Here is an 11,836-nt window from a genome sequence, read left to right as displayed (position 1 = left end):
TGTCACGGGCGGTGCGCAACGCCCCTGTTAGGGTGCGCGCGTGACTTCGATCAGGCAGGTCCAGGTGACCTTCGACTGCGCGGAACCCGAGCGCCTCGCCCGCTTCTGGTGCGAGGTGCTCGGCTATGTGGTGGCTCCGCCGCCGGCGGGCTTCGCCACCTGGGAGGAGTTCGACCGCTCCCGGCCCCCCGAGGACCGGGGAGCGTGGTTCGCGTGCGCGGACCCGACGGGCGTGGGGCCGCGGCTGTTCTTCCAGCGCGTCCCGGAGGGCAAGGTCGTCAAGAACCGGGTGCACCTCGACGTGCGGGTCGGCACCGGGCTCCTGGGCGAGGAGCGGCTGGCCGCGCTCGAGGCCGAGTGCGCGCGCCTGGTCCCGCTCGGCGCCGTCCGCGTACGGCTGCTGTACGACGGCGGCGACGACGCGTGCATCGTGATGCAGGACATCGAGGGCAACGAGTTCTGCCTCGACTGACCCGCGACGCGCGCACGGCCCCCTGCGGTGCGGCTCAGTCGTGGGAGTGAGGGTCGAAGCCCTCCGGTGCCCGGTCCAGGAAGGCGGTGACGGTGTCGATGCGGCCGTCGCGGTCGAAGGCGAGGACATCGGTTCCGGTGGCGAACTCCTCACCGCGGACGTCGAGCCGCCATCGCAGCCGGGCGTGGCCGTGGTGGATCTCCGGCTCCCGCCGCGCCCGGAACGCGACGGTCTCCATGTGCCGCAGGAACTGCTCCCGGAAGTCGATCAGCGCCTGCCGTCCGGTGAGGACACCGACCGGAGCGCAGTAACGGACCTCCTCCGTGAACACGCCGGTCGCCAGGTCGTCGCTTCCTCCGTCGGCGGCCGGGGTGTTCCAGAACCGCAGATACCGGTCGAGGCTCTCCCGGTACGGCGCGGTGGCCGGTTCGCTGGTGCTGGCCATGGCGGGCTCCTTCTCTCTGCGTCGTCGGTCACTGAGCGGGGCCCTGCGAGGTGGGCGCGGTCCCTGTCCCCGACTGTGCGGCGCGGCACGGCACGGTGTCGATGACCTCCGAGGTCATTGCCGGGCGCACCTGAGGTGGGCCACGCTCGGAGCATGGTCACCTCGGAACCGGTCGGACTGCTCGTACGGCGCTGGCGGCAGCGCCGCAACCGGTCACAGTTGGACGTGGCACTCGCGGCGAACCTGTCCACCCGGCACCTGAGCTGCATCGAGACCGGACGTGCCACCCCGAGCCGGAACATGATCGAACGGCTCTGCGACGAACTCGACGTGCCGCTGCGGGAGCGCAACGCCCTCCACCTGGCGGCGGGCTTCGCGCCGGCCCATCCCGAGCGGCCGCTCGCGGACCTCGGCGCGGCCCGGACCGCCGTGGAGGCCGTACTCGCCGGCCACGAGCCCAGCCCGGCGCTCGCGGTCAACGTGCGCTGGGAGCTGCTGGCCGCCAACCGGGCGGCGACGGCGTTCTTCGCCGGCCTCCCCGCCACGCTCCTCACCCCGCCGGTGAACGTCCTGCGCGCCACACTGCATCCGGAGGGACTGGCCCCGCGGATCCGCAACCTCACCCAGTGGCGCGCGCACGTGCTGCGCCGACTGCGCCGTCAGCTCGCCCGGACCGCGGCCGAAGGTCTCGCGGAGCTGCTGGCGGACCTCGAGTCCTACCCCGCCCCCTCCGCTCTCCCGGAGGAGGAGAGTCTGGACGACCTCGCCGTCCCCTTGCTCCTGACCTCCGACCAGGGCGACCTCGCGTTCCTCTACACGACCACCGTCTTCGGCTCGCCGAGGGACGTCACCCTGGACGAGATCGCCGTGGAGACCTTCTTCCCCGCCGACGACACGACGGCCGGTGTGCTCGAGTCCATGGCACCGGTGCGGAGGAGGGCGAGGTCGCTCTGAGGTACCCGCCCTCCTCGGCACTCACGCCGTGGCGGGGGTGCCGGTCTGCCCCTGTCCCGCTGCCATGGCTGCCCTTTCGTTCACGGCGACCGCCCTCGCCACCAGGTCCGGATCGGCCAGCCGCTCGGGGTGGCGCAGCATGCGGGCGACTTCGTTGAACGCGAGGGCGACGTCCCCGTCGTGGAGCGCGGCCAGCGTGATCTGCTCCATGGCCCATCGCTGCCGCCGGAGGTCCTCCGGCACCTCGGTGCCGTTCTGCGCGTCGAGGCGGGCGCTGTCACCCCCGGCGGAGACGGCCCACGCGGCGTCCACGACCGTCTGCTGGAGACGGAAGAACTCCCGGGCGGCCGTGCCGAGATCGGGGCCGGAGCCGAGATAGGAGGCCAGGCAGGAGGCGTGCAGCACGGCGGAGGTCATGCCCTGGCCGTAGACGGGGTTGAACGATGCCACGGCGTCCCCCACGGCGACCAGGCGTGCGGGGAAGCGGCTCACCTCGGCGAAGTGGCGCCGCCGGCTCTCGGCCTGGTGGTAGGTCACCACGTCCCCCACCACGGCGCCGGCGGTGGCCTTGGCGAAGACGGGGGGCAGCTTGTCGCACGCCGCACGGAACTCGGCGACGGTCCGGCCTGGCCGGTTGTCGTCGTACCCGATCAGCGTCACGATCCACCGCATGCCCTCGATCGCCTGCGCCGCCGCGACGGATACGCCGTCCGAGGGGTACTGCGGCGTGAAGAGCGCCTGACCGAGGGTCTTCTCCAGGTCGGCGGCGTCCTCCGGCCGCTCGAACAGGGCCGTCGCATAGTTGAGCGGGGCCCGCAGCCGTTCGAGCCCCGGCCGGTCGTAACCGCTCTCCTCGAGCCAGGCCGACAGTCTGCTGGAGCGTCCCATGGCGTCCACGACGAAATCCGCGTCCAGTGTCTCCGTGTCACCGTCGCCCTCGTCACCGCCGAGGTAGCGGACGGCGCTCACGGCGTCGTCGTGGTACCGCAGTCCGGTGGCCCGGCCGCGGAGAACGGTCACGTTGGGCAGGGACGTGACGCGTTCGCGGAGCAGGGACTCCAGCAGGGGGCGCCCGATCGAGAGCATGTGGCGGCCCGAGCCGTCCAGCGCCTGAGGTGCGCCGTTGAGGTAGGCGAACCCCTCGGCCGACGGCAGGGTCGCGCCGTGGTTCCGGGCTTCCGCCGTGATCCCCGGGAACCACCTCTCCGCCCACGCGTGGCCTGCCGGGAGGAGCACGTGGAGGTGCTGGTCCTGGGGTACTCCGGGACGCGGCGCGTGCCGCGCGGAGATGTCGTCGGGCTCGATGACGACGACCCGGTGTGCGCGGTCGGACAGCACACGCGCCGCCAGAAGCCCCGCGACGCTGCCGCCGAGCACACATGCCGTGTCGAACAACACGGGTACGTCACCGGGCGGGGCGGCGTCAACAAGCTGCTCAAAAAGGGAGACCACGGACTCGGTCATAGGGCCTGCCCCCGCCCGAAGCGGTACGGGATGCGCATGCTCACGGACAACCTCCAAGGACTGAACGCGCTGACTCCGCACGTTCGGCACGGCTCAGGAATCGGTTGCGATCCTAACTTCGGTCGCTGTGCCGACCTCGGCGTCGCACGGGTCGACTCCGTTGCCCGACAGGGCAGTTGTGAAGGGGGTGCGCTCACCGCGTGCAGGTGGAGACCGGGCCGGGGGTGGAGGAAGCCGAGCGCCCCGGCCCGGTCGTCGAGGGGACCGGGTGGTCCGTTCAGCCGCGGCTTACCGCGGTCGGCCGGAGGTGGACCGGCCCGGCGCGCAGGGAGAGCCGTTCGCCTCCGCCCCCGTGCCGGGCCGCGATGATCTCCGCGGCGATCGAGACGGCCGTCTCCCCGGGGGAGCGGCCGCCCAGGTCCAGACCGACCGGCGAGGACAGCCGGGCCAGGGCCCGCGCGGACACGCCCGCCCCGGCGAGCGCGCGGGCGCGGCGCTCGTGCGTACGGCGCGAGCCCAGAGCCCCCACGAACGCGACATCGAGTCCCAACGCCCGCTCCAGCAGGGGGATGTCGAACTTGGGATCGTGGGTGAAGGACACGACCACGGTCCGTGCGTCGACCCGTCCCCGCGCCACCTCCCCGGCCAGGTACTCGTCCGGTCGCGCCACGACGACCTCGTCGGCGTCCGGCAGCCGGTCCGCGGTGGTGAACAGCGGCCGTGCGTCGCAGACGGTCACCTCGTAGCCCAGGGTGCGGCCGACCGAGGCGAGGGCCGCGGCGAAGTCACCGGCCCCGAACAACAGCATCCGGGGCGGCGGTGACAAGGAGCGCACGAAGACGCTGAGGTCCTCGGACGCGTAGTGGAGCAGCCCGCTGTCGCCGGTGCGCAACAGCGCGCGTGCGTCGTCCAGGACACCGGCCGGCAGGCCCGGCGGGCACGGGCCGTCGTCACGGCCGTCGGCGTGGATCACCGCATGCCTGCCCGCCGGCGGGGACCCGCGGTGTTCCAGCACCGTGACGACGGCGACGGGGACACCGGCCCGCACCGACTCCATCACCTCGCCCAGACCGGGGAAGGTGTCCCGGTCGACGGGCTCGACGTACACCTCCAGGGTGCCGCCGCAGGTCAGGCCCACGGCGAAGGCGTCGTCGTCACTGATGCCGTACGTCGCCCGCTGCGGCGTGCCGTCCAGCACCGACTCCCGGGCCCGTTCGAGGACGTCGCCCTCCACACAGCCGCCCGACACCGACCCCACCACCTGGCCCGCCGGCGTGAGCAGCATGGACGACCCGATCGGCCGCGGAGCCGATCCGAAGGTGTCCACGACGGTGGCCAGCGCGGAGGTCCGCCCGGACGACCAGGCGTCGTACAGGGTGTCCCAGAGGGCGTGGCGGCCGGTCACAGCAGCTTGTCCTGCGTGAGGGGCAGGTCGCGTACGCGCTTGCCCGTGGCGTGGAACACGGCGTTGGCGATGGCGGCGGTGACCCCGGTCATCGGTGTCTCGCCGAAGCCGCGGGCGCCCAGGGCGTCACTGGCCGGGTCGGGCCGGTCGATGAACTGCACCTCGATGTCGGGGACATCGGCGTTGACGGGGATCAGATAGCCGGACAGGTTCGGGTTGACGATCCGGGCCGTGGCGGGGTCGACGAGGGTGTGCTCGAAGAGGGTGAATCCGATGCCCCAGATGATGCCCCCGAGGACCTGGCTGCGCGCCGTCTTGCGGTTGAGGACGGTGCCCGGGTCGTAGCAGCCCACCACACGGCTCACCCGGATCCGGCCGAGCAGCGGGTCGACGCGCACCTCCACGAAGACCGCTCCGGTCGAGTAGCCGAGCGGGGTGTCGACGGGTTCGACCTCGAAGTGCAGGGGCTTGCCGCCGTGCCCGATCACCGACCGGTAGCTGACCCGGGTCCTGCGGTCGGCGGTGTCGAAGAGATGGCCGTCCCCGGTGTCCACCCGGTCGGCGGGGACACCGCGCAGCGGCGAGCCGGGCTGGGACACGGCCATCTCGATGACGGCCTTGCGGGCGGCGCTGCACACGCGGTTGACGGCGGTGCCGACACCGGGGGCCGTCGTGGAGGCACCCGAGGCGTAACTCAGGGGGAAGGCGCTGTCCCCGAGTTCGAACGTCACGTCGTCGACGGGGATCCCGAGCACCTCGCCGGCGATCTGCGTCATGATGGTGTACGTGCCGGTGCCGATGTCGTGGGTGCCCACCTGGATGTGCGCCCTGCCGCGCACGTCGAGCGTCATACGGGCGCCGGAACCCGGCCGGCCGCCGGCGGTGTGGGCGGAGGTGGCCATGCCCCAGCCGATCAGTTCGCCGCCGTCGCGCATGGAACCGGGGCGCGGGTTGCGCCGGGACCAGCCGAACTTCGCCGCGGCACGGTCGTAGCACTCCCGCAGGTAGTTGCTGCCCCACTCCTCGCCGTCCGCCATGTTGCGGCTGCTCCAGTTGCGCCTGCGCAGCTCGACCGGGTCGAGCTTCAGGGCGTGCGCGAGTTCGTCCAGCGCCGCTTCCTGGGCGTGGCTGGAGCACGCCTCCGGGGACCGGATGAAGCTCTGGGTGGGCAGGTCCAGGCGTACGGTGCGCTGCACGTTGGACAGATGGGGGATGTCGTACAGCATGCGGATCGGCTCGCTGCTGTTGAACAGGGCGACGTCGCCCCGGGTGACCTGCTGGGTGCTCACATGGTCGAGCGCGGTGATCCGGCCGTCGCGGGTGGCACCGATGCTGATCTTCTGATGCGTCTGCGCGCGGTGCCCGTTGGAGGTGTACATGTGCGCCCGGGACAGCACGAGCTTGACCGGCCTGCCCACGGCACGGGCGGCGGCGCAGGCCAGGACGGTGTGCGCCCAGACCGGTCCCTTCGAGCCGAACCCGCCGCCGAGGTAGCGCGAGATCACCCGGACGTCCTCGAGCGGTACGTCCAGCGCCTCGCTGACGACGTGCTGGGTGTTGCCCAGGGCCTGTGTGGTCTCGTACACCGTCACCTTCGACCCCTTCCACACGGCGGTGGTGGCGTGGGGTTCGATCGGGTTGTGGTGGTGCATGGGGATCGTGTACTCGGCCTCGACGCGGACGTCGGCCTGGGCCATGCCCTTGGCGACGTCGCCGCGCTCGAAGGTGTTGGGGCCGTCCGGTCCACTGGGCTCCACGAACGGCTCGCCCATCGCCAAGTCGCCCAACGGGCGCCCGGTTTCCTCGTACTCGACCTCGACCAGCTCGGCGGCCCGCTGCGCCTGCTCCAGCGTCTGCGCGACGACGAAGGCGACCGGCTGTCCGGCGTGGTGGATCTCGGGCGACTGGATGGGGATGAAGGGCTTGAAGAACGGCCGGTAGGTGGGCTGCTTCAGCCGCGGCATGGTCTCGTGGGTGTAGACGGCGACGACTCCGCGGGCGGCCTCGGCGGCGCGGGTGTCGATCCGGGTGACGCGCCCGCGGGCGATGGTGCTCATCGCCATGTACCCGTGCAGCAGCCGGGGGACACGGACGTCCGCGGTGTACTCGGCCGCACCGGTCACCTTCAGCCGGGACTCCACGCGGGAGAGCGGCCGGCCGACGACGTCGGTGTTCATCGGGAACCTCCGGTGTAGCGGCCGAGCACGTCCTGGAGTGCGCGCTGCACCAGCTCGACCTTGAACTCGTTGTCCTCGCGGGGCTGGGCGTCCTTGACCAGGACGCGCCCGGCAGCCGCGATGTTCCGCTCCGTCAGCGGCTTGCCCCGCAGCGCGTCCTCGGCCTCGGCGGAGCGCCAGGGGCGGGTGGCGATGCCGCCGAAGGCCAGGCGTGCCTCTTCGACGACCCGGCCGCGCGTGCGCAGCACGGCGGCGACGGACACGACGGCGAACTCGAACGTGGCACGGTCGCGCAGTTTCAGATAGCGCTGGTGGCTTCCGGCCGGGGGCAGCGGGACCTCGACCGCGGTGATCAGCTCACCGTGCCGCAGGGCGTTGTCGATGTGGGGCGTGTCGCCGGGCTCCCGGTAGAAGTCGGCGAGGGAGACGGTGCGGGCGCCGTCCGGCCCGAGCGTGTGCACGGTGGCGTCCAGGGCGCGCAGGGACACCGCGAGATCGGAGGGGTGGACGGCGATGCAGTGGTCGCCGCCGCCGAGCACGGCGTGCCAGCGGCTGCGGCCCTCCAGAGCGGCACAACCCGAGCCCGGCTCGCGCTTGTTGCAGGCGAAGTCCGTGCCCCGGAAGTACCAGCAGCGGGTGCGCTGGAGCAGATTGCCGCCGATCGTCGCCATCGTGCGCACCTGCGGCGAGGCGCTGGCGAGCAACGCCTGGGAGAGCACCGGCAGCCGCTTGCGGACCACCGGGTGCAGGGCGACGTCGGCCATCCGGGCCATGGCGCCGATGCGCAGCCGCCCGCGCGACTCCTCGATGCCGGCCAGGGGGAGACGGCTGACGTCGACCACCAGGGAGTGGTCCTCGGCGCCGTCCTTCATCAGGTTCAGCAGGTCCGTGCCACCGGCGACGAACGTCGCGTCCGCGTCGCGGGCGACCAGGCGCACGGCCTCGGCCGCGCCCTCCGGGCGGACGTAGGAGAAGTCCCTCATCGCCGCACCGCCTTGGCGGCGTCGGCGACCGCGTCGACGATGTTCGGGTAACAGCTGCAACGGCACAGGTTGCCGCTCATCCACTCGCGGATCTCGTCCTCCGAACCGGTGTGGCCCTCCTCGATGCAGGCCACCGCCGACATGATCTGCCCCGGCGTGCAGATGCCGCACTGGAAGGCGTCGCGCCGGATGAACGCCTCCTGCACCGGGTGCAGCCGCTCCCCGCGGGCCAGTCCCTCGACGGTGGTGATGGAGCGGCCTTCCTGCATCACGGCCAGCGTCAGGCACGACTTGATGCGCTGCCCGTCGACGAGCACGGTGCAGGCGCCGCACTCACCCCGGTCGCAGCCCTTCTTGGCGCCGGTGAGCCCGGCCCGCTCGCGCAGCGCGTCGAGCAGGGTGACCCGGGCCTCGACTCCCTCCAGGCGGTGCCGTTTTCCGTTGACTTCCAGCGTGAGGTCGGTGACCGGCTCGGGCCGTGCCGCCTGCTGGACCTGATGGGGTGCGGTCGCGGGCCGCGGACTGTCCGGGAGCGGGGCCATCACGGCAGCTGCTGCGGCACCCCCCGATTTCAGGACGTTGCGCCTGCTGTGCTCGGGCATGGGCGAGCGACTCCTCGTCTAAGGTTTCGGTGGGATGGGATTGAGCCTGGGCCTCGGCGGGGCATTCGTCCAACGCCAAATCGGAATGCTCATCATGCGCTCGGCGCATGATGGTGCCCTGTATGTGCACGACACATGCGTTACCTGCATGCAGGCGTTACGGTGGGCCTGTGACACTCCTGCGGAATGTCGACCTCAACCTTCTCGAAGCGCTGGCGGTGCTCCTCGAGGAGAGGCATGTGACGCGCGCCGCCGACCGCTACCACCTGAGCCAGTCGGCCATGAGCCGCGTGCTGCAACGCCTCAGGGAGACCTTCGGCGACGAACTCCTGGTGCGCACGCCCAACGGGTACGAGCCGACCCGGCGCGGCCGGCAGATCCAGTCGGAACTCGCCGTCATCCTGCCGCGCCTGGAGATGCTGCTGCGCGGTGAGGTCTTCGACCCGGCGAAGGCGACCGGCAACCTGCGCATCCACTGCACCGACTACGCCACCTCGGTGCTCGGCCCCGGGCTGCTGCCCCGCCTGGTCCGCGAGGCACCGGGCATCTCCTTCAGCGTCTCCCCGCTGACCGACCAGTCCTTCACCGACGTCGAACAGGGCCGCGCGGACCTGGTCATCGCCGGTGTCATCGCACCGCCCTCGCTGCGCTGGCAGACGCTCTTCGAGGAGGAGTTCGTCTGCCTCCTGGCGCGGGAACACCCGTGCACCGCGGAGCGGTTGAGCATCGGGGACTTCCTCGCCCATCCGCACGTGGTCATCACCGTCCTCGCCGACAGCCAGACCATGGTCGAACGCCGGCTGGACGAGCACGGGCTGCGCCGCCCCACCGGCCTGCGGGTGCCCTACTTCTCCGCCGCGGCCGCCGCCCTCCCCGGCACGGAGCTCATCGCCGCCCTCCCGCGCCGCGGCGCACTGCCCTACGCCGACCACCCCGACTACCGCATCGCCGAGGCCCCCGAGGAACTTCCGCCCTTCCCCTACGGCATGGCCTGGCACCCCCGTGTCGACGACGACCCGGCCCACCGCTGGCTGCGCCAGGCCGTACGCGACGCCACCGAACAGGTAACCGGCCAGCAAGCGGACCCCACCTCCGATCCCTCCCGCCCCGCCCCACCCACGGTCACCATCGAGCACGAGCACACCTGAACCGTTCCACCGCCCGGTCCGGGAGCCAGGGGGCGCAGCCCCCAGCACGCTCCCGGCCGACCCGCCCGGCCCTGGAGCACAGCCCTCTGGCGGGGGTGGGGAGGGGGCGAGCACACCTACGCGTGCCCGGGCTCGCGCCCTGCGCGGGCCCGGAGGGGGTCTGGGGGCGCGGCCCCCGGGGTTGGGACGGAAGGGGCGGCGGGGGCGAAGAACCCCGCGTGTGCCCAGCCCCCGGCCCCGACCAGTCGCCCGCCCCCGTTCAGCCCCCGGCCGCCGGCAGCGTCACCCGCACCCGCAGACCGCCGGAGGCATTCGCCTCCGCGTCGACCGTGCCGCGATGCGCCTGCACCACGGACCGCACGATCGCGAGCCCGAGGCCATGGCCGCGGTCACTGGCGATGCGGGGCCTGGCCCGGAAGAAGGGCTCGAAGAGATGGTCCACGGTGTCCGGATCCACCCCCGGACCCGTGTTGTCCACCTCCAGCACCACCGCCCCCGCGACCCCCTCGGTGCGTACCCGCACATGCACCCACCCCTCCGGAACGTTGTGCACGCACGCGTTGTCCAACAGGTTCGCGACGACCCGGCGCATCAGCGCCTCGTTGCCGGCCACCTCGAACCCCGCCCCCCGCCGGTCCGGCGGGTCCGCGGTGATCTCGACCCCGGACGCCGGTGCGCCCGCCCGCGCCTCCTCCACCGCCTCCGCGGTCACACCGGCGAGATCGACAGGCTCGGCGTCGTACCGGACCTGACCCGCGGCGGCCAGTTGCAACAGCTCGTTGACGATCGTGATGTTGCGCTCGTTCGTCTGCACCAGCATCGGAACCAGCTCCGCGAACTCCTCCCCGTCGGGATCGGCCGCCGCGACCTGGAGGATGGCCCGGTTCGTGGCGAGCGGGGTGAGGAGTTCGTGGGAGGCGTTGGCGGCGAACCGCTGGTGCGCCTCGAAGGACTCCTGAAGACGGTGCAACGTCGTGTCGAAGGTGTCGGCGAGTTGCCTCAACTCGTCGCGCGGACCGGTGGCGTTGATGCGGTACGCCAGATCGCCCTCACCCGCCTTGGCCGCCGCCTTGCCGATGTCCGCGAGGGGAGCGAGCAGCCTGCGCGCCAGGTGCCGGCCCACGCCGAGCCCGACGAGCATCACGAGGGTGACGCCGCCGACGGACACGGCGAGCACCGTGTGCCAGACGTCCTCCTTGTCGCGGATGAGCCCCGCGACGTCCACCGCCTCGGACTCCCGCGTCGGTTCGCCCGCGACCGGCGGTTCGGGCTGCACCGGCTGCCCTCTGACGGGCCCGTCAGGCGGGGCGGTGGGCAGGGCGTACGGCGCGGTGAAGTCGTACGTCGGCAGGTACCTGATGCCGACGTAGATGATCGTGACCATCAGGGCCGAGCACAGGGCCAGCGCCCCGCCGAAGCCGAGGAAGAGACGCCCTTGGATGCTCAGGGTCCGGGGCCTGCCGCCGGGGCGCCGCCGACGGTGGATCAACGGGTCCCCAGGTAGTAACCGGCGCTGATCGCGGTGTGCACCAGCTGAGGGTGGCCGAGCTTCTTGCGCAGGGTGTGCACGACCAGACGCACCGCGTTGGTGAGCGGGTCGGCGTGGGCGTCCCACGCCTTGTCCAGGAGGTACTCGACGCTGACCACTCCGCCGTCCGCCCGCATCAGCAGTTCCAGAACCGCCAGTTCCTTGGGGGTGAGGCGGATCGGCGCACCGGAGCGGGTGACGGTCCGGCGGTGGGTGTCGAAGCGGAGGTCGGCGTAGGTGAGTACGGGAGGGTGGGCCGTCGGACTGCGGCGGTACAACGCCCGGAGCCGGGCGACGAGTTCGGGGAAGTCGAAGGGCTTCGCCAGATAGTCGTCGGCGCCGAGCCCGAGTCCTTCGACCTTGTCACCGAGGCGGCCCGCCGCGGTGAGCATCAGAATGCGGCAGTCCAGCCCCATCGAGACCATCCGGCGGCACACCTCGTCACCGTGCACCCCGGGCAGATCACGGTCGAGGACCACCGCGTCGTAGTCGTAGACGGTGACCCGCTCCAGGGCGGCGTCGCCGTCGTGCACGACATCGACCGCGATCGCCTCCCTGCGCAGCCCGATGTCGAGGATGCGTGCCATGAACTCCTCGTCCTCGACCACCAGAACACGCATTGCCCCGCACCCCTTGCCCATTCGAATCTGAGAATTCA

Annotated in this window: 11 protein-coding genes; 3 read left to right on the top strand and 8 right to left on the bottom strand. The window is 72.1% G+C overall.

All coding sequences use genetic code 11. From position 1 onward, the window contains the following. Nucleotides 1-40: 40 nt before the first annotated feature. Nucleotides 41-472, top strand: coding sequence for a VOC family protein (locus tag AC5L3C_RS00815; protein ID WP_125501477.1), 432 nt, complete (start codon nucleotides 41-43; stop codon nucleotides 470-472). 34 nt (nucleotides 473-506) lie between these two features. On the opposite strand, the gene AC5L3C_RS00810 is transcribed toward AC5L3C_RS00815, so the two are convergent. Then, a complete protein-coding gene (locus AC5L3C_RS00810) occupies nucleotides 507-917 on the bottom strand; it encodes an isomerase (RefSeq protein WP_125501475.1) in 411 nt (136 codons plus the stop codon). Nucleotides 918-1,070: 153 nt separating this feature from the next. On the opposite strand from AC5L3C_RS00810, the gene AC5L3C_RS00805 reads away from it, so the two are divergent. Further along, nucleotides 1,071-1,871, top strand: coding sequence for a helix-turn-helix transcriptional regulator (locus AC5L3C_RS00805; protein ID WP_493646302.1), 801 nt, complete (start codon nucleotides 1,071-1,073; stop codon nucleotides 1,869-1,871). 21 nt (nucleotides 1,872-1,892) lie between these two features. On the opposite strand, the gene AC5L3C_RS00800 is transcribed toward AC5L3C_RS00805, so the two are convergent. The 5 genes from AC5L3C_RS00800 to AC5L3C_RS00780 all read right to left on the bottom strand — a co-directional run bounded on the left by AC5L3C_RS00800 (nucleotide 1,893) and on the right by AC5L3C_RS00780 (nucleotide 8,502). Next, the gene (locus AC5L3C_RS00800) at nucleotides 1,893-3,335 is read right to left on the bottom strand and encodes an NAD(P)/FAD-dependent oxidoreductase (protein ID WP_125501471.1); all 1,443 of its coding nucleotides are present in this window, start codon (nucleotides 3,333-3,335) and stop codon (nucleotides 1,893-1,895) included. 277 nt (nucleotides 3,336-3,612) lie between these two features. Beyond that, on the bottom strand, nucleotides 3,613-4,740 hold the full coding sequence (locus AC5L3C_RS00795) for an XdhC family protein (protein WP_125501469.1): 1,128 nt from the start codon (nucleotides 4,738-4,740) through the stop codon (nucleotides 3,613-3,615). Further along, complete coding sequence (locus AC5L3C_RS00790) at nucleotides 4,737-6,917, bottom strand: xanthine dehydrogenase family protein molybdopterin-binding subunit (protein WP_493646301.1); 2,181 nt, start codon at nucleotides 6,915-6,917, stop codon at nucleotides 4,737-4,739. Before AC5L3C_RS00790 ends, AC5L3C_RS00795 begins: the two co-directional genes overlap by 4 nt. Continuing rightward, a complete protein-coding gene (locus tag AC5L3C_RS00785; protein WP_493646300.1) occupies nucleotides 6,914-7,900 on the bottom strand; it encodes an FAD binding domain-containing protein in 987 nt (328 codons plus the stop codon). The genes AC5L3C_RS00790 and AC5L3C_RS00785 overlap by 4 nt, the downstream gene beginning before the upstream one ends. Beyond that, nucleotides 7,897-8,502: a (2Fe-2S)-binding protein gene (locus tag AC5L3C_RS00780; protein ID WP_493646299.1), complete on the bottom strand. Its 606-nt coding sequence runs from the start codon at nucleotides 8,500-8,502 to the stop codon at nucleotides 7,897-7,899. Before AC5L3C_RS00780 ends, AC5L3C_RS00785 begins: the two co-directional genes overlap by 4 nt. Before the next feature lie 170 nt (nucleotides 8,503-8,672). Between AC5L3C_RS00780 and AC5L3C_RS00775 the strand changes: the two genes are divergently transcribed. Then, complete coding sequence (locus AC5L3C_RS00775) at nucleotides 8,673-9,650, top strand: LysR family transcriptional regulator (protein ID WP_164555533.1); 978 nt, start codon at nucleotides 8,673-8,675, stop codon at nucleotides 9,648-9,650. 259 nt (nucleotides 9,651-9,909) lie between these two features. Here the strand turns inward: AC5L3C_RS00775 and AC5L3C_RS00770 are convergent, their stop codons facing one another. Together AC5L3C_RS00770 and AC5L3C_RS00765 are read right to left on the bottom strand one after the other, a co-directional pair. Continuing rightward, a complete protein-coding gene (locus AC5L3C_RS00770; RefSeq protein WP_493646298.1) occupies nucleotides 9,910-11,139 on the bottom strand; it encodes a sensor histidine kinase in 1,230 nt (409 codons plus the stop codon). Next, complete coding sequence (locus AC5L3C_RS00765) at nucleotides 11,136-11,798, bottom strand: response regulator transcription factor (RefSeq protein WP_125501460.1); 663 nt, start codon at nucleotides 11,796-11,798, stop codon at nucleotides 11,136-11,138. Before AC5L3C_RS00765 ends, AC5L3C_RS00770 begins: the two co-directional genes overlap by 4 nt. Nucleotides 11,799-11,836 lie beyond the last annotated feature (38 nt).

Source organism: Streptomyces speibonae (genome assembly GCF_984686075.1).
Note: the sequence above shows the minus strand (reverse complement) of the source record. Positions and strands in the feature narration are given on the sequence as shown.

Coding starts and splice junctions, on each gene's coding strand:
- AC5L3C_RS00780 (WP_493646299.1), bottom strand. CDS start 8,502: ATGCCCGAGCACAGCAGGCGCAACGTCCTGAAATCGGGGGGTGCCGCA.
- AC5L3C_RS00785 (WP_493646300.1), bottom strand. CDS start 7,900: ATGAGGGACTTCTCCTACGTCCGCCCGGAGGGCGCGGCCGAGGCCGTG.
- AC5L3C_RS00810 (WP_125501475.1), bottom strand. CDS start 917: ATGGCCAGCACCAGCGAACCGGCCACCGCGCCGTACCGGGAGAGCCTC.
- AC5L3C_RS00800 (WP_125501471.1), bottom strand. CDS start 3,335: ATGACCGAGTCCGTGGTCTCCCTTTTTGAGCAGCTTGTTGACGCCGCC.
- AC5L3C_RS00790 (WP_493646301.1), bottom strand. CDS start 6,917: ATGAACACCGACGTCGTCGGCCGGCCGCTCTCCCGCGTGGAGTCCCGG.
- AC5L3C_RS00805 (WP_493646302.1), top strand. CDS start 1,071: ATGGTCACCTCGGAACCGGTCGGACTGCTCGTACGGCGCTGGCGGCAG.
- AC5L3C_RS00765 (WP_125501460.1), bottom strand. CDS start 11,798: ATGCGTGTTCTGGTGGTCGAGGACGAGGAGTTCATGGCACGCATCCTC.